20 protein-coding genes and 1 pseudogene are annotated in these 18,924 nt (G+C 40.5%); 15 read left to right on the top strand and 6 right to left on the bottom strand.

The window, feature by feature from the left end; translation table 11 throughout:
• Positions 1–78: 78 nt before the first annotated feature.
• Together rpmG and rpmB are read right to left on the bottom strand one after the other, a co-directional pair.
• Entirely contained in the window at positions 79–246 is a 168-nt protein-coding gene (rpmG, locus tag IUZ65_RS00815) for a 50S ribosomal protein L33 (RefSeq protein WP_084884015.1), read from the bottom strand.
• A 13-nt stretch (positions 247–259) separates the two neighbouring features.
• Positions 260–496 (bottom strand): 50S ribosomal protein L28, encoded by a 237-nt coding sequence (rpmB, locus tag IUZ65_RS00810; RefSeq protein WP_195704889.1) that lies wholly within the window; start codon positions 494–496, stop codon positions 260–262.
• A gap of 491 nt (positions 497–987) precedes the next feature.
• Here rpmB and hldE point away from each other — a divergent pair, with 491 nt between their 5' ends.
• Positions 988–2,415 (top strand): bifunctional D-glycero-beta-D-manno-heptose-7-phosphate kinase/D-glycero-beta-D-manno-heptose 1-phosphate adenylyltransferase HldE, encoded by a 1,428-nt coding sequence (gene hldE, locus IUZ65_RS00805; RefSeq protein WP_195704888.1) that lies wholly within the window; start codon positions 988–990, stop codon positions 2,413–2,415.
• 257 nt (positions 2,416–2,672) lie between these two features.
• Here hldE and radC read toward each other — a convergent pair whose 3' ends face one another.
• The gene (radC, locus tag IUZ65_RS00800) at positions 2,673–3,347 is read right to left on the bottom strand and encodes a RadC family protein (RefSeq protein ID WP_195704887.1); all 675 of its coding nucleotides are present in this window, start codon (positions 3,345–3,347) and stop codon (positions 2,673–2,675) included.
• Between the two features lie 225 nt (positions 3,348–3,572).
• Here radC and coaBC point away from each other — a divergent pair, with 225 nt between their 5' ends.
• From coaBC to lpxL, 3 genes are all read left to right on the top strand, one after another.
• A complete protein-coding gene (gene coaBC / locus IUZ65_RS00795; RefSeq protein WP_195704886.1) occupies positions 3,573–4,805 on the top strand; it encodes a bifunctional phosphopantothenoylcysteine decarboxylase/phosphopantothenate--cysteine ligase CoaBC in 1,233 nt (410 codons plus the stop codon).
• A 278-nt stretch (positions 4,806–5,083) separates the two neighbouring features.
• Positions 5,084–5,674 carry a nucleoid occlusion factor SlmA gene (slmA, locus tag IUZ65_RS00790; protein ID WP_195704885.1) on the top strand — a complete coding sequence of 197 codons (591 nt, stop codon included), beginning with the start codon at positions 5,084–5,086 and terminating at the stop codon, positions 5,672–5,674.
• A gap of 29 nt (positions 5,675–5,703) precedes the next feature.
• Positions 5,704–6,648, top strand: a complete 945-nt coding sequence (gene lpxL, locus IUZ65_RS00785; protein ID WP_195704884.1) for an LpxL/LpxP family Kdo(2)-lipid IV(A) lauroyl/palmitoleoyl acyltransferase — start codon at positions 5,704–5,706, stop codon at positions 6,646–6,648.
• 51 nt (positions 6,649–6,699) lie between these two features.
• On the opposite strand, the gene pyrE is transcribed toward lpxL, so the two are convergent.
• Together pyrE and rph are read right to left on the bottom strand one after the other, a co-directional pair.
• Complete coding sequence (gene pyrE / locus IUZ65_RS00780; RefSeq protein ID WP_195704883.1) at positions 6,700–7,341, bottom strand: orotate phosphoribosyltransferase; 642 nt, start codon at positions 7,339–7,341, stop codon at positions 6,700–6,702.
• A 199-nt stretch (positions 7,342–7,540) separates the two neighbouring features.
• Positions 7,541–8,257, bottom strand: coding sequence for a ribonuclease PH (gene rph, locus IUZ65_RS00775; RefSeq protein WP_195704882.1), 717 nt, complete (start codon positions 8,255–8,257; stop codon positions 7,541–7,543).
• A 167-nt stretch (positions 8,258–8,424) separates the two neighbouring features.
• Between rph and IUZ65_RS00770 the strand changes: the two genes are divergently transcribed.
• Positions 8,425–9,291: a YicC/YloC family endoribonuclease gene (locus tag IUZ65_RS00770; RefSeq protein ID WP_195704881.1), complete on the top strand. Its 867-nt coding sequence runs from the start codon at positions 8,425–8,427 to the stop codon at positions 9,289–9,291.
• A gap of 661 nt (positions 9,292–9,952) precedes the next feature.
• Here IUZ65_RS00770 and IUZ65_RS00765 read toward each other — a convergent pair.
• Positions 9,953–10,744, bottom strand: a complete 792-nt coding sequence (locus tag IUZ65_RS00765; protein ID WP_195704880.1) for an IclR family transcriptional regulator — start codon at positions 10,742–10,744, stop codon at positions 9,953–9,955.
• Between the two features lie 140 nt (positions 10,745–10,884).
• Here IUZ65_RS00765 and kduI point away from each other — a divergent pair.
• From kduI to gmk, 10 genes and pseudogenes are all read left to right on the top strand, one after another.
• A pseudogene (gene kduI / locus IUZ65_RS00760) lies at positions 10,885–11,724 on the top strand (5-dehydro-4-deoxy-D-glucuronate isomerase).
• An 8-nt stretch (positions 11,725–11,732) separates the two neighbouring features.
• Positions 11,733–12,482, top strand: a complete 750-nt coding sequence (gene kduD, locus IUZ65_RS00755) for a 2-dehydro-3-deoxy-D-gluconate 5-dehydrogenase KduD (RefSeq protein WP_229638082.1) — start codon at positions 11,733–11,735, stop codon at positions 12,480–12,482.
• A gap of 384 nt (positions 12,483–12,866) precedes the next feature.
• Positions 12,867–13,283, top strand: coding sequence for a cupin domain-containing protein (locus IUZ65_RS00750; protein WP_195704879.1), 417 nt, complete (start codon positions 12,867–12,869; stop codon positions 13,281–13,283).
• Positions 13,284–13,321: 38 nt separating this feature from the next.
• Positions 13,322–14,308 (top strand): TRAP transporter substrate-binding protein, encoded by a 987-nt coding sequence (locus IUZ65_RS00745; protein WP_195704878.1) that lies wholly within the window; start codon positions 13,322–13,324, stop codon positions 14,306–14,308.
• Between the two features lie 51 nt (positions 14,309–14,359).
• Positions 14,360–15,634, top strand: coding sequence for a TRAP transporter large permease (locus tag IUZ65_RS00740; RefSeq protein ID WP_195704877.1), 1,275 nt, complete (start codon positions 14,360–14,362; stop codon positions 15,632–15,634).
• 8 nt (positions 15,635–15,642) lie between these two features.
• On the top strand, positions 15,643–16,179 hold the full coding sequence (locus IUZ65_RS00735) for a TRAP transporter small permease (protein ID WP_195704876.1): 537 nt from the start codon (positions 15,643–15,645) through the stop codon (positions 16,177–16,179).
• 4 nt (positions 16,180–16,183) lie between these two features.
• On the top strand, positions 16,184–16,912 hold the full coding sequence (locus IUZ65_RS00730; RefSeq protein ID WP_195704875.1) for an SDR family NAD(P)-dependent oxidoreductase: 729 nt from the start codon (positions 16,184–16,186) through the stop codon (positions 16,910–16,912).
• Positions 16,913–16,957: 45 nt separating this feature from the next.
• Positions 16,958–17,284, top strand: a complete 327-nt coding sequence (locus IUZ65_RS00725) for a hypothetical protein (RefSeq protein ID WP_195704874.1) — start codon at positions 16,958–16,960, stop codon at positions 17,282–17,284.
• Between the two features lie 4 nt (positions 17,285–17,288).
• Positions 17,289–17,831, top strand: a complete 543-nt coding sequence (locus tag IUZ65_RS00720; RefSeq protein WP_195704873.1) for a YgjV family protein — start codon at positions 17,289–17,291, stop codon at positions 17,829–17,831.
• 446 nt (positions 17,832–18,277) lie between these two features.
• Entirely contained in the window at positions 18,278–18,901 is a 624-nt protein-coding gene (gmk, locus tag IUZ65_RS00715) for a guanylate kinase (RefSeq protein ID WP_195704872.1), read from the top strand.
• Positions 18,902–18,924 lie beyond the last annotated feature (23 nt).

Genomic DNA, 18,924 nt, shown 5'->3' with positions numbered 1-18,924 from the left:
TACGTTTTCTATTTCTTTACACCAGAAAACAAAAAACCCAGCTATAAGAGCTGGGTTTTTATTGAAACTGTCAATCAATTACTTGATTTTTGCTTCTTTGTACATAACGTGCTTACGAACAACTGGATCAAATTTCTTGATCTCAAATTTGCCCGGCATGTTACGTTTGTTCTTATCAGTGGTATAGAAGTGTCCTGTACCAGCTGAAGAAACTAGCTTAATTTTCTCACGAATGCCTTTAGCCATCGTTCAATTCCTCTTAAACTTTTTCGCCAGAAGCTCGTACATCAACAAGAACAGCATCAATGCCTTTCTTATCAATAATACGCATACCTTTAGCAGTTAGACGTAGTTTAACAAAGCGTTTTTCGCTCTCTACCCAGAAACGATGAGTTTGTAGGTTCGGCAGAAAACGACGCTTAGTAGCATTTCGTGCGTGTGAACGGTTATTACCCGCTACTGGACGCTTACCAGTTACTTGGCATACTCGGGACATTTAAGTCTCTCCAAAATCGTTTCAGCTCGATATCAACCTTGGTGGCCGAACCTCTCTACATCTACTATATAAGTAAAGAATTGAGGTTAAAAACCGCTATGGAAATCCATACAAGGCTATCAAAGGTCGCGCATTATACTAACTTGACGTACATTGCTCAAGACCTGAATAGATCCTTTTGCAGGATTTCGTGATCTTTTTTTGAGCAGAGCTGATTTGTGTTCAAAAAATAGTGCGCGAATCATAGCAGAAAATTTGAAAAAGATAAGTGTTTTTTTGATTTTAGAGAAATAAGCTAAATATCGTCACTGCGACTGACGCTAACTGATTCAAAAAACCATTAACAATCTGAGTTCTCGATGACAATGAATCGGGCACAGGTAAGTGAAAAACGAAGAGACGAGTATAAAGATAAGTATTAGCGCTCAAAAGTTTAGCGCGGTTTAGGCTTATGCTAAACTCCATCCCAGTATTAATATTTGGAAACGTGTATGAAACCTATTTTGCCTGAATATAGCCAATCGAATGTTTTAGTTATTGGTGATGTAATGCTTGATCGTTATTGGAACGGTCCAACTGGACGTATTTCACCAGAAGCGCCAGTACCCGTTGTCAAAGTAGAGAATAATGAAGAACGGCCCGGTGGCGCTGCGAACGTGGCAATGAATATTGCTTCTTTACGCGGTCATGTCCATATCATCGGTTTAACAGGTGATGATGAGCCTGCAAGAGTTTTACACGACACGTTAAATGGCTTAAAGATTGACTGCGATTTTGTAAAATTACCCGAATACCCAACCATTACCAAACTGCGCGTCATTAGTCGTGGGCAACAGTTGATTCGATTAGATTTTGAAGAAAAATTTAAACATGTCGATCCTGAATTAATCTTATCTCGCATGGACGCCGTACTTCCTACAATAAATGCCGTCATTTTGTCAGATTATGCGAAAGGCGCTCTAGAACATGCTCAATTGATGATTCAAAAAGCGCGAGCTGCTAACGTACCGGTGTTTATTGATCCTAAAGATGTCGATTTTGAACGCTATCGTGGTGCCACTCTCTTAACGCCTAATATGGCTGAGTTTGAATTGAAAGTCGGCAAAATCGAATCAGAAGAAGAGCTCATAGAAAAAGGGCTAGGACTAATTGAAGAATTTGATTTAGAGGCTCTACTCGTGACTCGTGGCGAACATGGCATGACGTTATTACGTAAAGGCATGGCTGCATTTAATCTTCCCACTCAGGCTCAGGAAGTGTATGACGTAACAGGCGCTGGCGACACGGTTATTTCGGTATTGGCCGCTTCCGTCGCGGCAGGAAAACCATTGGATCAAGCCTGTGCGCTAGCCAATGCAGCAGCTGGTATTGTCGTCGGTAAACTAGGTACTTCAACAGTATCTGAAATTGAACTTGCAGAAGCCATTCATGGTAGCCAAGACTCCGATTTTGGCGTCATTGGTGAAGAGGCTCTCGTTGAAGCCGTGAAGAAAGCAAAATCAAAAGGCGAAACGGTGGTCATGACCAATGGTTGTTTTGATATTCTTCATGCTGGCCACGTTTCTTACCTGAATCAAGCGGCAAAATTGGGTGAACGACTCATTGTTGCGGTCAATACGGACGAGTCAGTAAGAGGACTGAAAGGGCCCGGTCGACCAGTCAATCCAACCAACCGTCGCATGGCGGTACTGGCTGGTTTAGGCGCCGTTGATTGGGTTGTTCCATTTAACGAAGAGACCCCACAACGCCTGATTTCTGAAGTATTGCCGTCATTGCTTGTTAAAGGTGGCGATTACAAACCAGAAGAGATCGCAGGAGGAACAGAGGTTATTGCCGCCGGTGGTGAGGTTCGCGTACTTAATTTTGAAATTGGTTGTTCGACGACAGAGATAATTGAAGCAATTAAGTCTGGTATCTAATAACACGTTATATGATACCAATGCTGTCGGGTTAACGTTATCGAAACTCGTCATCCCGACAAAACCCGTCACTCTCTCGACCCTGTCGTCGTTCCCTCGGCCTCATCGTCATTCCCTCGAAGGAGGGAACCTAATGCGACAAGGTCGCTGACCACCCACACGGAAATGACGAATGAATGCAGGAATAGAGACGAGGATGAAAAAAGAGAGGCCGATACAACGGCGCATGTCATCGCCAACAGATCGGCCTGTATAAGCTACAATAAACCTCTCTCTGCGAAAGACATCACGTCTCCATCACCAACAATAAAATGATCCAACAATCTGATGTCAACTAAGGCAAGCGCATCAACAATACGATCCGTAATTCTTTTATCTGAAGTACTGGGTTCAGCAATACCTGACGGGTGGTTATGAGCGACAATAATAGAAGCGGCATTGTGATAAAGCGCTCTCTTAACTACCTCCCTAGGGTAAACACTCGCCGCATTGATGGTGCCTTCAAACAAAATTTCATCCATAATAACGTGGTGCTGGCTATCTAAATAAAGGATCAAAAAAGCTTCCCTATCCCTGTGTCTTAAGCGGCTAGAGAGGTACATCCTTGTATTATTCGGCGCAGAAAGTATGTCACCTTTGCTGATTGTTTCGGCAAGATACCTGTTGGTCATCTCTAATACCGCTTGCAGTTGGGTATATTTCGCTTCACCTAACCCTTTATGCCGACAAAACTCTTCTTTGCTACAACTGAATAGCTTTCTAAGCGAACCAAATTCAGAGATAAGAAAATCAGAAAGAACAACAACATTCATCCCTTTTATGCCTGTTCTTAAAAATATCGCCAACAGTTCAGCGTCCGATAAAGCCTGTGCCCCACGCAACAGAAGTTTTTCTCGTGGTTGAGATTCAAGTGGGAGCTTTTTGATAGTCATTACATATCCTTCATAAAAAAGGATATGTAACAAATAAGAAGCAAGATTAAAAAGTTTAGCGATGACTATGCGGCTTATACGGGTGAAGCTAATACTTAAAATAGTCGTGATGATGAAAAATTAAAACGTTGCCGCCTAAATTTACACCAACTTTCTGTTTCATCTCTATACAGGTAATTTTTCATAATTTTGTGATATGGTTTGCTCATAAAATGGAGAATCAACATGCAATCTTTAACCGGGAAAAAAATCCTTTTAGGTATCAGTGGTGGTATTGCCGCATACAAATGTGCTGAGCTAACCAGACGCTTAACTGAAAGAGGCGCGCAGGTACACGTCGTAATGACCAAAGCTGCTAAAGAGTTTATTACGCCTTTAACCATGCAAGCCGTATCTGGCAATCCAGTTTCAGACAGCCTATTAGATCCTGCGGCAGAGGCCTCTATGGGGCACATTGAGTTGGGGAAGTGGGCCGACATTGTATTGTTGGCTCCGGCTACGGCCGACCTTATCGCTCGAATAACTGCCGGCATGGGAAATGACCTACTTTCAACCGTCATATTGGCGACAAATGCCCCAGTGGCCGTCGCTCCAGCGATGAATCAACAGATGTATACAAATATCGCCACTCAAGAAAATATCGCCACATTAACAAAACGGGGCTTTCACATTTGGGGCCCAGCAGCGGGTGAACAAGCGTGCGGTGATGTTGGATATGGCAGAATGTTAGAACCGATGCAGTTGGTCGAAAGATGCGAAAGTTTTTTCCAGTCAACCATTAAGATGGATAAAATTCTCGACGGAAAATCTGTACTGATCACTGCTGGTCCTACCCGTGAAGCGATAGACCCTGTTAGATTCATTTCTAATCATAGCTCTGGAAAAATGGGATACGCTCTTGCTCAGGCCGCTTCGAAGCTAGGTGCTAACGTAACCCTAATCAGTGGGCCTGTGGTACTCAACACACCTAAAAATGTACGTAGAATTGATGTGGAAAGTGCAAAGGATATGCACGCAGAAGTGATGGGCAATGTGAGCGATAACAATATATTTATTGCCTGCGCTGCCGTCGCTGATTATCGCCCAGGATCCGTATCCGATCAAAAAATCAAAAAGAAAGAGGATTCTGACGAAATTTCTCTCACCATGATTAAGAATCCGGATATCGTTGCCAGTGTGGCGAAGCTCGAAAAAAACAGACCTTTTACCGTTGGCTTTGCGGCTGAAACTGAAGATGTCGAAAAGTACGCCAGAGGCAAATTAACGAAGAAAAACCTAGATCTTATCTGCGCCAACGATGTATCAGTTGAAGGGCAAGGGTTTAATTCAAATGATAATGCGCTAACGCTCTACTGGCATCAAGAGGAAGGGCAACAAGGCGAACAATCCCTGCCATTTGACTCTAAAGAGGCTCTTGCCTTACAAATAATGCAAAAAATAAATGCGCTTATGAAATAGAGTAAACAAAACTTAATCTTGTGTCTGAAATTGATAGTCCTATGCAAGTCAGGGGTAGATTTGGACACACAAGTAAGCAATAATCAGCAAAGAACCTATAGTAAGCACCAACTTCATTGATGATGGTGCTTCAACAAGTCTATTCAACTTAAGACTACTGCTGTAAAAGCATTTCAAAAAATGGCATTACAGAATCGTCAGTTTGTAGTCGCTCTATTTGTTGTAAAAGAGAATAAATACTCAATACGCTAGTAGAGATACGTAAAGGAATCGGAACCATGACCGGAACCAGAAAATCTAATCGCCGTGAAGAAATCCTTCAGGCCTTAGCTCATATGCTAGAGACGACTGATGGCGCATCTAGAATCACTACTGCCAAATTAGCCAAACAAGTTGGTGTCTCTGAAGCTGCACTTTATCGCCACTTTCCTAGCAAGGCTCGTATGTTTGAAGGCTTAATAGAGTTTATTGAAGACTCACTTATGTCCCGAATCAACCGCATACTCGATGAAGAAAAAGACACGTTGCAGCGGATCCGACTGGTTCTTCAACTGATACTCGCTTTTGCAGAGAAAAACCCAGGGCTAACAAGGATTATGTCTGGCCACGCGTTGATGTTTGAAAACGAGCGATTACGCGGTCGAATTAATCAACTCTTTGAAAGAATCGAAATGCAGCTCAGACAAATATTACGAGAACGTCAGTTACGTGAGGGCAAATCTTTTCCTGTTGATGAATCTATTTTGGCGGCACAACTTCTCGGCCAAGTAGAAGGCAGTCTCAATCGATTTGTTCGTTCTGATTTTAAATACCAACCAACTGAAAATTTTGAAGAATATTGGGCTCTACTCAGCGCTCAAATTCAATAATACGTATAACGCCCCAAAGCGAGACCATAATGAGTAGAAGCATTAAACCTAAGTTTACCTTATCTCTTCTCCACCCCAAATACTGGTTGGTTTGGTTGGGCTTTGGTTTTCTAGCACTTTTCGTCAACATATTGCCTTATAAATTGCTCTACCTTGTTGGTAGAAAGCTTGGTCAAGTGAGTATGAAAATAGGCAAGAGTAGAGTAAAGGTTGCTAGACGTAATCTAGAGCTCGCCTTTCCAGAAAGAACCGCTCAAGAGAACCAAGATTTTGTAGAAGAGAATTTTAAAAATACCGGACTTGCGTTAATAGAAACCGCGATTACTTGGTTTTGGCCGACTTGGCGCTTTAAAAGGTTGTTAAACGCCGGAGATTTTTCTGAGATAAGGAAATTCGAAAATGAAAAAAAAGGCATACTCTTTTGTTGCGCTCACGCACTTAATTTAGAGATAACCGGCCGAGCACTTGCCGTCTTGGGCATTGGTGGTTTTGGCGTTTACCGTCCACATAATAACCCTGTTTATAATTTCATTCAGTATCGAGGTCGAGCCCACAATGGCAACCGCTTAATAGACAGAAAAGATGTTAAAGGGATGATTCGCGCACTCAAAAGCGGAGATCGTATCCTTTACCTACCAGATCATGACTACGGCCGAAAAAAATCCGTGTTTGTTCCATTTTTTGCCGTTGAGGATGCCTGTACCACAACAGGTACCAGTATTTTGGCCTACACAAGTCATTGCGCCATTGTCACCGTTTCAGGGTTTAGAAATCCAAACCTAAAATATGATATTCAAGTTGACCCATCGTTCCATCTCGATTACCCACAACGCGATGAAAAAGCGGCGGCCGCATTTATGAATAGACATATCGAAAATATTATTTTGAAGGCTCCAGAACAGTGGATGTGGTTACATAAGCGTTTCAAAACAATGGAAGACGAATCCATTCCGCGTGGAATAAGATACAAATAATATGACCACTTCGCTTTAAGAAGCGAAGTGGTCCTGATTCAAGGTTTCTTTTTAAACCCCAAACTCAGCTCGATAAGCTTTCACTTTCTCTAATTGTTCAACGCTACCACCTTTCTCTTCGAGATAAGAGATAAGATCCGTAAGGCTAACAATAGAGACAATTTGACACTGGAAATCGCGTTCTACTTCTTGAATCGCAGAAAGCTCGCCTTTTCCTTTCTCTTGTCTATCAATAGCAACAAGCACACCGGCTAAGTCTGCGCCATTGGCTTGGATTATCTCCATTGACTCGCGGATAGCGGTACCAGCAGTAATAACGTCGTCCACAAGCATGATACGACCTTGTAGCGCGCTACCGACAAGGTTGCCACCTTCACCATGATCTTTCGCTTCTTTGCGATTAAAGCAATAAGGTGCATCCACGTCATGGTGATCAGCTAAAGCAACCGCCGTCGTTGTCGCTATAGGAATGCCTTTATATGCAGGACCAAAGAGAACATCATATGAAATACCAGAATCGATAAGTGCCGCAGCATAGAATCGACCTAGTCGAGCGAGATCTCTTCCGGTATTAAACAAGCCAGCATTAAAAAAATATGGACTGATACGTCCAGATTTCAATGTAAACTCGCCAAATTTAAGGACTTCTTTTTCTAATGCGAATTCAATAAATTCACGCTGATATGCTTTCATTTCGTTTTCCCCCTCACACTTAAGGTGACCAAATTAACCATCCACCAATAAGCTTGTTGGATTTAAATTTCTATGAATAATGAATCTAACACCGCGTCATTCCCGCGAAAACGGGAAACTTGGTGGAATTAGACCCCCACTTTCGTGGGGATGACGTTGTGTTCCGTAGGGACGACAAGGTTAGAACCACATTGCATGACTAATCGACTAGCGCCGCTTTCTGCACCTCAATAATATCGGAAATACCCTGTTTAGCGAGCGCCAGTAAATCCATTAATTCGTCATGCGAGAAAGGTTCGCCTTCTGCGGTACCTTGGATTTCGATCATCTTGCCTTCTTCTGTCATTACCACGTTCATGTCGGTATCAGCAGCAGAATCTTCTACGTATTCTAAATCACACAAGGCTTCTCCACCCACGATGCCAACAGAAACGGCCGCAACATGACCTTTCATTGGGTTCGCTTTTATTTTACCTTGTGCAACCAATTGTTGAAATGCATCCGCCATTGCGACACTTGCGCCAGAAATAGAGGCGGTTCTTGTTCCGCCGTCAGCTTGAATTACATCACAGTCAACAGTAACCATGAACTCACCCATCGCTTCAAGATCAACAACGGCACGCAAACTACGAGCGATAAGGCGTTGAATTTCCATCGTACGCCCACCTTGCTTTCCACTTGCGGCTTCACGGCGGTTACGAGTGTGTGTTGCTCTTGGTAACATGCCGTATTCTGCCGTTACCCAACCTTTGCCTTTCCCTTTTAGCCAACGAGGCACATTCTCTTCAACCGTTGCATTACATAACACTTTGGTGTTTCCAAACTCTACTAACACAGAACCTTCAGCATACGCTGTATAGTTACGAGTCATTTTAATTGGACGAACTTGTACCGCGCTTCTGTCGTTTGGACGCATGGGTATTTACCTATTATGTAATGGATTTCAATTGGGCGGGAATTATAGCGGAAAACATGAATGGTTCCTAGCTACGCTATGGAGGCCTCGCCCCAACTTGTGCTACCATCTTTTACTTATTACTTACATTCAATAACACACGTATTTCGACTATCAAGGAAATATCCATGATCTACAGCATGACGGCATACTCTCGCAAAGAAGTGAAAGGCGATTGGGGTAGCGCAGTATGGGAAATTCGTAGCGTGAACCAACGCTATTTAGAAACTTACTTCCGCTTACCAGAACAATTTCGTGGTTTAGAGCCTATTTTGCGCGAGCGCTTTCGTAAACGTCTTGCTAGAGGCAAAGTAGAGTGCCATTTGCGCTTTGAAGCCAACCCTGATGCGAAAGGTGAGTTATCAATCAATGAAACACTTGCTAAACAAGTCATTAATGCGGCAAACCAAGTATCTAATCTTATTGGTGAAAGTAATCGAATCAATCCATTTCAAGTTATGCAATGGCCTGGCGTGATGGAAACACCAGAACAAGACATGGATGCGATCAAAAAAGATTTATTAGCGGCGTTTGATGAAGGTGTAAGTGAATTCATTGAAGCTCGTGGCCGTGAAGGCACAAACATGAAAGATTTGATTACCACTCGCCTTGACGCGATTACAGATGAAGCCATCAAAGTTCGTGATCGTATGCCTGAGATTATTGAGTGGCAACGTGAACGACTAATCAAGAAATTTGAAGAGGCTAAAATCGAACTTGACGCGACTCGTGTGGAGCAGGAGCTCATTATGCTTGCTCAGAAAGTAGATGTAGCCGAAGAGATAGATCGTTTAGATTCTCACGTTAAAGAAACAAATAATATTCTGAAAAAAGGCGGGGCATGTGGCAGAAAGCTCGACTTTATGATGCAAGAATTCAATCGTGAAGCAAATACTCTGGCCTCTAAATCAATCAGTACAGACATCACCGCTTCAGGTGTTGAGCTGAAAGTATTGATTGAGCAGATGAGAGAACAGATCCAGAACATAGAGTAAATTCCTAACTCTTCTTCGAACGCCGTAAAAGCCCTTATTTGTAAGGGCTTTTTTATTGCTATTTTATAAGAATATTCCCGGAATTCCGGTTTAGGCCAGAGACAAACGGGCCGTACTGCAACACTAACATCTCTCACCTAGACACCTTGTTCACATTCAGATTAGGCTCACTGAGAAACAAAATGGGCGAGAAGTTGCATCTGAATCAGGGACTACCTCAGGGAAATGAAGTTTCAATAAAATCCCAATCGTACAAAAAAATTCTGTCCATCACAGCTAGAACACGGATATGCATTGCTGAAAAAAGGAGGGTGACATACCCCAGAAAAGATAGAAAACGACATAGCGCTAATGATCAAATAACCCAGCCTAAACCAAAAATAGCGGTTAGAACGGATATGCCTATAATTAGCCTTATAATGAATAAGACATTTTCCAAGTCATTAGAATCATCGTTTGTCTCGATAGTTGGATTTGAGATAGTTTTTGGTTGCGCAGTTATTGAATTCATATTTTTGCCTAAAGTGGTAAAATTCATATATGAGTTCAATTATTCACTATTTTTGTGACGAATGTCAACAAAAATACGTGATGTAGCGCATTGCAAGTTGTGCTGAGTACAAAGCTCGTAGCACAACAATTGCAATGACAAAGAGAAGTATCACAGCTCAGGCAAATGCCACTTACCACCGACAGATTCGGTCAGTTTTTTTGCAGATAGTTGTGCGAATATTTTAGCTTTATCTACACCTACAATATTGTGATGTAATGTTGTCGCATTCAAAGTCAGATACGGTATTGTTAAGACAGCAGCAGCGTTCCCATGAATGGATAGGATAGGTAAAGAAATATTGGTGACGCCGCTTATTTGTGGACTTTCTCCAACATATAACCCGTCTCTTATCGTCTTTTCAACTTCTTGTAAGACGAATTTTATTTCTTCTTCTGTCGCTCCAGAGCTTTCCAACATCTTCATTCTCGTTTCTAAATCATTAAATGCTAACGCTACAATACCTGAACCAGAACCAAATATATCTATTCGAGCTCCTAACCTAACGCCAAAACCCATTTTGTATGGGCTCTCTTGTCTCGCAACTATAAGCATGTGACCTCGATCATACATGCTCAGGTGACAAGATTGTTGTACATGCTCACTTAACTCGAGCATTTCAGGATTTGCCGTTCGAAGTAAACGTTTGATAGGAGGATGAAGATTAGATAACTCATACATCTTCAAGCTCAACTCGTATGTGCCCTGAACATCGTTATGAGTTACATATTCACGAACCTTGAGTACCTCAAGCATTCGAAAAATTTCATTTACTGTTCTATCTAAACTTACTGAGATCTCTTTTTTTGTAAGTGGTTGCTTCGATTGACTCAGTAACTCAATGATATCAAGAGCTTTTTCAAGAGCCGGAGCACGATATTCCACTTTATTCTGCATAGTCATTAAGAACCTTTTTATGGCGAATTGCACAAACATCAATTAGTGATTATTGTCACACGTATAAAAATTCATATACGAATACATTTGATTATATATGAATATTTAGGCAAGATTTAATTAATCCTAACAAATGAGGAAGAATCATGATAACAAAATATTCAAATTCTCCTGAAGATGTGAAACATTACCAGACCTCACGACTTCGCAAAGAATTTTTAATAGAATCACTATTTAATGATGATTTTATTAATATCGTTTATAGCCATATTGATCGTGTTGTCGCGATTGGTGTCTCTCCCTTGACGAAATCTCTGAAACTTGAAGATTTTATTGAACCTAAATCATTTGGTGTTGAGTTTTTCTTACAAAGAAGAGAAATGGGCATTGCCAATATAGGCGGAGCTGGGGAAGTGACCGTAAATGGCGAGTGCTACCACCTTGAGAACCTTGATGTACTTTATATTGGATTAGGAAATATCGATATTTCCTTTGCATCCAATGATTCTAATGCGCCAGCACAGTTTTATTGCCTTAGCTCTCCTGCTCACCAGAACTATCCTACCGTGCTCATAACAAAAAACATGGCAAAGTAGTTGGATCTGGGTGAGCCGGAAACGGTCAACGCTAGAACTCTCAATCAATATATCCACCCAGATGTCATGCAAAGCTGCCAACTCTCTATGGGAATTACTCATATTAAAACGGGTAGCGCATGGAACACCATGCCTTGTCATACTCATGAACGCCGGATGGAAGCCTACTTTTATTTCAATATTGAACCCAACGAAGTGGTCTTTCACTTTATGGGAGAACCAACAGAGACTCGTCATTTAGTTATAAAGAATAAAGAGTTGGTCTTCTCTCCTAGTTGGTCCATTCATTCAGGGTGTGGTACCAGAAATTACAGTTTCATTTGGGGAATGGCGGGTGAAAACCAGACGTTCGACGACATGGACTTTATCGCAAATAGCGATCTTAAATAGGAATTATTATGTTTGATTTATCAGGGAAAGTAGCCATTGTTACAGGTTGTAATACGGGCTTAGGTCAAGGTATGGCTGTCGCTTTAGCAAAGGCTGGAGCAGACATTGTCGGTGTTGGTCATATTCAACCGACTGAAACAGCGAAAAAAATAACCCAGTTTGGGAAAAGATTTAAGTTTGTTGAAGCAAACCTATTATCAATAGAGCCAGTACAAAGAATCATTGATGAAGCCGTAGAAGCTTTCGGAAGAGTCGATATTTTAGTTAATAATGCCGGTATCATCCGCAGAGAGGATTCGATCAATTTCTCTGAAAAAGATTGGGATGACGTTATGAACATCAATATCAAGGTTCCAATGTTCTTGTCTCAATCAGTTGCGAAACAGTTCATAAAACAAGGTAATGGCGGAAAAATAGTCAACATAGCATCCATGCTTTCGTTCCAAGGTGGCATACGCGTTCCTTCATATACATCAAGTAAGTCTGGAATTATGGGGTTAACAAAACTGTTAGCTTGCGAATGGGCATCTCATGGAATTAATGTCAATGCCATCGCGCCCGGTTATATGGCAACAGACAATACTGAAGCGTTACGTAAAGACGAAGATCGAAGTGCAGAAATATTAAGTCGAATCCCAGCCAGTCGCTGGGGCACACCAGACGATCTTGCTGGTCCTGTTGTCTTTTTAGCTTCTCCGGCTAGTGATTATGTGAATGGATATACCGTTGCCGTCGACGGTGGTTGGTTAGCAAGGTAACGCATTATAAATGTATGGCTAAGCTTAGCAGACGAGTCGAACAGTAAATTACGTGGTATCAAGGCTGCATATTGGTCTATTCAGTATTCTCAGATAAGAGGAGAATTAATGATTCTTATCGATCTGTAAATTAGAGCCTATGAGGCTAGCTTTCTTATTATAAATTAAGCTTAACCATCAGATTTAATTGATAAAATACAAGCTACTCCGCCTAGTGCAGAGTGGCTTTTTTTTGTGTTTTGAATTGAAAAATCAGTCAATAGACAAATTTAAAATAACATGTGATTTGGGTAACAAATATACGATCTTTACCTATGAATATTATTATTCATATGCAAATATCTAGGCATCGCGGAATAGCGATCCATAAAAAAGGAAAAGAAAATGTCTGTTGAAAGAAAACAATATGTCTACACAATTAAAGATCTTCCAATGACTCCCATTGTAGAGGAGCAAGGAATCAGTACGCGATTTCTTCTTGGAGATAGCATCATGGTTAGCTTCATTGAAAACCCTCCAGGTGCAGATTTTCCGATTCACTCACATGACTGTGAGCAAATAATGATTATGCTAGAAGGGTCAGAAGAACATGTCATTGGTGATCAAGTCATATCAATGAAGGCTGGTGATGTTGCGGTACATCCTTCAAATACACCACACGGTGGTAAAAGTGTCACTGGCATGAAAGCCATCGATATTTTTGCTCCGCCACGTCGTGGGCATTTAGAAAAAATGAAGCAATATGGAACATTCCCTAACCCTGATGGTACTTATCCTAAGAAAAACAACATTGATGATTAACATTTAGTTGGAACGAATACTTATAAAAGGACATTAAAATGAACATCTACCCTACATTGAAAAAAATCACATTGTCTGCCATTGCCTTGGGATTATTAGCTAGCAACCCTGCGTTTAGTGCAGTGACATTGAAGTTAGCTCATTACGCAGAACCAGGACACCCTGCAGATGTCGCTGCAAATCAAATGGCAAAGAATGTTAAAGAAAGAACAGGTGGTGAAGTAAAAATAAACGTATATCCCGCAAACCAATTGGGTAGCCCAAATGACGTTTTAGAGCAAAATGTACTTGGTGTTATTGACATGAGCCTACCAACTCAAGGTCACCTAAGTAAGTATTCGTTGAAATTTGCAACCGTAATGACGCCGTTCGCATTTAGAGACGCAAAGCATGCATATGACGTTCTTGATGGGCCTTTTATCGAATGGGCAGCACCTGATTTAGAGCAACATAATCTGATTTATTTATCTAATTGGGATTGGGGATTTAGAAACATAACCAACAATAAGAAAGCCATCAATCACGCGACTGATGTCGAAGGACTTAAATTAAGAACACCACCAGAGGTTCAACTTCAGTCGGCAATGTCTGCTCTTGGTGCGAATGTAGCACAGCTTTCATTTAATGAATTGTATATGGCGCTCAAGCAAGGTGTCGTTGATGGACAGGAGAACCCACTTTCCGTCATTTATTATAATAAATTATACGAAGTTCAAAACAATCTAGCGATGACAGAGCATGTCTATAACTCAATGGTTAACGTTATATCTAAGAAAAAATGGGATAAATTAACGCCAGAACAACAAATTATTCTAAAAGAGGAAAGTATCAAAGCTGGGAATATGATGCGTGAGACCATGCAAAAGGAACAAGTCGAGCTAGTTAAAATGCTTGAAGAAAAGGGTATGAAGGTGACACGTCCGAACAAAGCAGAATTTAAAGCTGCGATGGGACCTGCTTATACCAAAATTGGTCAGTATGCAGGCGAAGAAAACCTTCAAACGTTCCTCGATATGTTGAATTAAAGCAATTGGCTCACCCTACTTGGTGAGCCGTCATTTAGGAGGTTTCTTTTTATGTCAGCACTAGTTGTATTTGTAGGGCTTATCTCGTTGATTTTGTTGGGCGTACCGATTGCTGTGTCTATGGGAGGGGTCTCCATAATAGCAATGCATGAAGACTTCTCTAGTCTTACCATGCTCGCCCAAAGAATGTACGCATCCACAACAGGCTTTACATTATTGGCAATCCCTTTCTTTATATTAGCCGGGAACTTAATGAATACAGGTGGTATCACCGATAGGATATTCAGATTTGCCAAAGCTGGAGTGGGCCATTATTGGGGTGGTTTGGGGCAAGTCAATATACTATCAAGTGTTATTTTCTCTGGTATGTCAGGCGCTGCTGTTGCTGATGCGGCAGGGCTCGGAAAAATTGAAATAAAAGCTATGGTAGACAATGGTTATGATTCAAAATTCGCAGCGGCCATCACTGCAGCATCTTCCACTATTGGTCCCGTCATTCCACCGAGTATTCCATTTGTTATTTATGGTTCCCTTACTGGTGTGTCCGTAGGAAAATTATTTCTTGCCGGTATGATTCCAGGTGCGCTGATGGCGATAACGATGGTCATAGCCGTTTATATCATATCAAAAAGAAGGAATTACAAACGACAGCCTAGAGCGGCTAGAAGCGAGTTCTGGATTAGTTTGAAAGAGGCTATTTTGCCTCTAATGACACCCGTCATCATTGTAGGCGGAATATTAGGCGGCGTTTTTACTCCTACTGAAGCGGCAGTAGTAGCCTGTATGTATGCGATGGCATTGAGTGGCCTTGTTTACAAGGAGCTTAGTTTTCGCTCACTAATTGACATATTGAAAGATACGTTACTCCATACAGTAAGAGTCATGTTTATTATTTCAACAGCTGGGTTCTTTAGTTGGGTTATGATTTACCTACAAGTACCACAAGCCGTCATAGATTCGTTGATCTCCATGACCGATTCTTCAGTCGTATTACTGTTAATAATGATATTTGTGTTGCTGGGTCTTGGAATGTTTCTAGAGGGTGTGGCGGTTATTCTAATCTGTGTACCGATATTTATGCCTTTAGTACAACACATCGGAATGGACCCTATTCAATTTGGTGTTGTTATGATTTTAGCATCAATGATTGGACTATTGAGCCCACCCGTAGGAATGTGTCTATACGCTGTAGCCAGTATAAGTAATGTCAAAATTGGTGCACTGAGTAAAGAAGTACTTCCTTATATGTTAGGGATACTGCTTGTTCTGTTCTTTGTAGCTTTTATTCCAGAAATCTCGCTGTTTGCTCCGTATCTTTTGGGATGACCTTTATTATGAATATAATTTTAATAAAATTAGACAAGTTGATATTTAAAACATTTAGTACCATTGCTATCAATTTCTTAGTCTGTCTTTTTTTACTTATGGCGATGAATGTCATTTTACGATTCTTTCCAATAATATCGATTGGTTGGTTTGACGAAATAATAGAGTTGCTGTTTTCGTGGATGATATTTTGTGAGGCCGCCGTTCTGTGGAAACTTAAAGAGCACCCATACATTGACCTTATTGAAAATAAAATAAAAAATGATGTTATTAAATATAAATTATTTACATTAATTGAACTTATTAACATTTCCTTTTTAGCATTTTTTGTTTATTACAGTTGCACATTAATTAATAATGCAAGTGCATGGTCTCCAATATTTAAAATCTCTAAAAAAATATACTATCTTTCTATGCCATTGTCAGGTTTGTATATGATAGCTTGCTCCCTTTTGTTTATTTATCACCATATGGACAAAATTAAAAAAGCGAAATATGAACAAAGAATTAATGACATAGAATCTCAATACAAAATTAGGAGTTAGTAACATGGCCAAATATTTAATCACGGGTGCAAGTACAGGCATTGGTGCAGAGGCATCTCGCACCCTAGCTAAAGACAATGAATTATTTTTAGTTTATAACCGATCTAAAGAAAACGCTGAACAACTTAAAATCGATGTCGAAACGATGGGGGCAAAAGTTCATTTATTTCAAGCTGATCTCACGTCTGAAGAAGCTTGCATTAAGTTATTCGACGACATTAGCTTAGTCACAACTAGTCTAGATGGTTTAATTAACAACGCCGGAGGGCTGGTACAGCGCCAAAGTATTGAAGAGTTTAAATGGGATTTAATGTTAGATATATTCAATTTAAATACATTTTCACTCTTGAAAGTGACTTCTCTAGCCGTTCCTTTCCTGAAAAAAGGAACAAACCCTAGCATAGTTAATACAACGTCAATTGTGGTAAGACACGGTGGGCCAACAGCAACTTTATACGCCGCGTCAAAAGGAGCCGTCGATACATTTACAAGGGGGGCATGTAGAGAACTAGCACCAACGATCCGAGTTAACTCAGTTTCTCCTGGCGTTATCGACACACCATTTCACCATAAAGTGTCTACCGAAGAACAAATGAAAACCTGGGCCGAGGGCAATCCTTTGAAGAGAAATGGTGTGTCAAAAAATGTTGCGGACGCCATTAAATTTTGTTTAGAAAATGATTTTGTTAACGGTGAGAGTATCGACGTTAACGGTGGTCTTTATATTCGCTAAATTGAATGCCCCTAGGTATAACCTGGGGGCATAATAGGAAGAAAAATGAAAATAACCCGAGAGTTAATTTATAGTAACATCGATCAAATAATGCGAAATTCTGAAAAAGTAAATGCCAAATCCGAATTATCCATAAAGGAGCTCTTAAATGATGATTTTTTGTTAGAGAAAACCGATCTCAGAAACATACAAGAAATATTTTCTATATTGGGCAAAAGTGAAGTGACGGAAAAATCATTTGATGAAATAACAGATGAAGATTGGGAGCACTTCATAAATAACCACACATCTTTTAAAAACTGGGAAGACATGCTAAGCAATGCAACTGGATTCTACATTAAGAAAAATGTATTTTCTGACATTCTAGGATAAAAACGTGCCAAACATAGATGCCGCACAAGCCATTGGTCTTGTAGCCCTTGTTATTGGTGGCTGTAATTTTTTAAATACAAATGACCACCAATTCAAAGTTCAATTAACTATTTTCTGCGTTGTATTATCAATTCATTTCTATTTAATGGGCGCGATTACTGGTTGTATCATTTCGTTTATAAGTGGGTTGCGTACATTAGTATCATTAAAGAACCATGATTATCGGATAATGTTTATTTTCATGTCTGTATTTTGGCTAGTAGGACTTCCAAGCATCGATTATGGATATGAATTACTACCAATAATAGGATCCTCCATAACCACTTACGCTTACTTTAAGACAGGTGGTATTAAGATGAGACTTTTGGTCGGTATAAACAGTTTGTGTTGGCTAGTTCATAACATATTAATATCATCAATTGGTGGTGTAACAATGGAAACAATATTCATAGTATTTAACCTCTATACTATCTCCCGCATCTATAGTTCAAATTTGGAGTTAAAAAGGAAACTAAAGCATCAATACCACCAATGTGACCCATCTTAAAATGGATGAACCACCCTAACGACAATACTACTTTGATACTTGTATCGAGCCCTCAACCATAGTGCTAGTATCTCGCTACTTTCATCAAAAATAGGCATTTAGATCACGTAATACTTCTTTTCACCACTTAATCTTTTACCGCGCTTAGCGAAAATCGGGATGGATTCAAATTTACCGTTGAACTGATAAAAGCTTTCCGCATCTACGAGGGTTAAGATAGTTTTAATTTACGGTCTAATGAACGGAAGGAACCGACACCTTCATCCCTAAATATAGAAAACAACTAACAACCAAGTTGAGAATAGGCGATAACCTGTGCTACTCTTCGCCTCCATTTTTCCGGCCTCTGGTTTAACCAACTGGAAGCCGTTATTATCTTGTTTGGCTTCGAAGATTGGTGGTTCACTAATCGGCGAAAAACATCAAATTTGTGTGGGGTAAAAGAGATGGCTCAAGGGACTCTTTATATAGTATCCGCTCCTAGCGGTGCAGGTAAATCTAGCTTAATTTCAGCGCTGCTGGAAACAAACCCGACTTACGCAATGAAAGTCTCTGTATCTCACACAACGCGTAACATGCGCCCTGGTGAAGAAGATGGCTTGCACTACCATTTTATTCAAAAAGAGAAGTTTGAAGCGCTAATCGCGAAAAACGAATTTCTCGAATATGCTGAAGTTTTCGGTAATTACTATGGAACTTCTCGTGTATGGATTGAAGATAACCTGAACAAAGGTATCGACGTTTTCCTTGATATTGATTGGCAAGGTGCTCGACAGATCCGTAAACAGATGCCACTTGCTAAGAGCGTTTTTATTATTCCACCATCTAATGGTGAATTAGAACGTCGCCTCAATGCAAGAGGACAAGATAATGAAGCAATCATAGCAAAGCGCATGAGTGAAGCTAAATCCGAAATGTCACATTTTGACGAATACGATTATCTTATTGTTAATGATGATTTTGATGCATCATTGATGGACTTTAAGGCGATTATTCGTGCGGAGCGCTTAAAACAAGACAAACAAGCGGCGAAATATAATGGTATGCTCACAGCACTATTGGCAGAGTAAGCCTTTAGACTGTATACTTTCTC

It is taken from the genome of Vibrio sp. VB16 (assembly GCF_015594925.2).
Classification (GTDB): Bacteria; Pseudomonadota; Gammaproteobacteria; order Enterobacterales; family Vibrionaceae; genus Vibrio.
This window is presented reverse-complemented; position numbering and strand designations above follow the sequence as displayed.

Bases quoted from the DNA above. Each gene is read 5' to 3' on its own strand.
- rpmG (WP_084884015.1), bottom strand. From the start codon at position 246: ATGGCTAAAGGCATTCGTGAGAAAATTAAGCTAGTTTCTTCAGCTGGT.
- rpmB (WP_195704889.1), bottom strand. From the start codon at position 496: ATGTCCCGAGTATGCCAAGTAACTGGTAAGCGTCCAGTAGCGGGTAAT.
- hldE (WP_195704888.1), top strand. From the start codon at position 988: ATGAAACCTATTTTGCCTGAATATAGCCAATCGAATGTTTTAGTTATT.
- radC (WP_195704887.1), bottom strand. From the start codon at position 3,347: ATGACTATCAAAAAGCTCCCACTTGAATCTCAACCACGAGAAAAACTT.
- coaBC (WP_195704886.1), top strand. From the start codon at position 3,573: ATGCAATCTTTAACCGGGAAAAAAATCCTTTTAGGTATCAGTGGTGGT.
- slmA (WP_195704885.1), top strand. From the start codon at position 5,084: ATGACCGGAACCAGAAAATCTAATCGCCGTGAAGAAATCCTTCAGGCC.
- lpxL (WP_195704884.1), top strand. From the start codon at position 5,704: ATGAGTAGAAGCATTAAACCTAAGTTTACCTTATCTCTTCTCCACCCC.
- pyrE (WP_195704883.1), bottom strand. From the start codon at position 7,341: ATGAAAGCATATCAGCGTGAATTTATTGAATTCGCATTAGAAAAAGAA.
- rph (WP_195704882.1), bottom strand. From the start codon at position 8,257: ATGCGTCCAAACGACAGAAGCGCGGTACAAGTTCGTCCAATTAAAATG.
- IUZ65_RS00770 (WP_195704881.1), top strand. From the start codon at position 8,425: ATGATCTACAGCATGACGGCATACTCTCGCAAAGAAGTGAAAGGCGAT.
- IUZ65_RS00765 (WP_195704880.1), bottom strand. From the start codon at position 10,744: ATGACTATGCAGAATAAAGTGGAATATCGTGCTCCGGCTCTTGAAAAA.
- kduD (WP_229638082.1), top strand. From the start codon at position 11,733: ATGTTTGATTTATCAGGGAAAGTAGCCATTGTTACAGGTTGTAATACG.
- IUZ65_RS00750 (WP_195704879.1), top strand. From the start codon at position 12,867: ATGTCTGTTGAAAGAAAACAATATGTCTACACAATTAAAGATCTTCCA.
- IUZ65_RS00745 (WP_195704878.1), top strand. From the start codon at position 13,322: ATGAACATCTACCCTACATTGAAAAAAATCACATTGTCTGCCATTGCC.
- IUZ65_RS00740 (WP_195704877.1), top strand. From the start codon at position 14,360: ATGTCAGCACTAGTTGTATTTGTAGGGCTTATCTCGTTGATTTTGTTG.
- IUZ65_RS00735 (WP_195704876.1), top strand. From the start codon at position 15,643: ATGAATATAATTTTAATAAAATTAGACAAGTTGATATTTAAAACATTT.
- IUZ65_RS00730 (WP_195704875.1), top strand. From the start codon at position 16,184: ATGGCCAAATATTTAATCACGGGTGCAAGTACAGGCATTGGTGCAGAG.
- IUZ65_RS00725 (WP_195704874.1), top strand. From the start codon at position 16,958: ATGAAAATAACCCGAGAGTTAATTTATAGTAACATCGATCAAATAATG.
- gmk (WP_195704872.1), top strand. From the start codon at position 18,278: ATGGCTCAAGGGACTCTTTATATAGTATCCGCTCCTAGCGGTGCAGGT.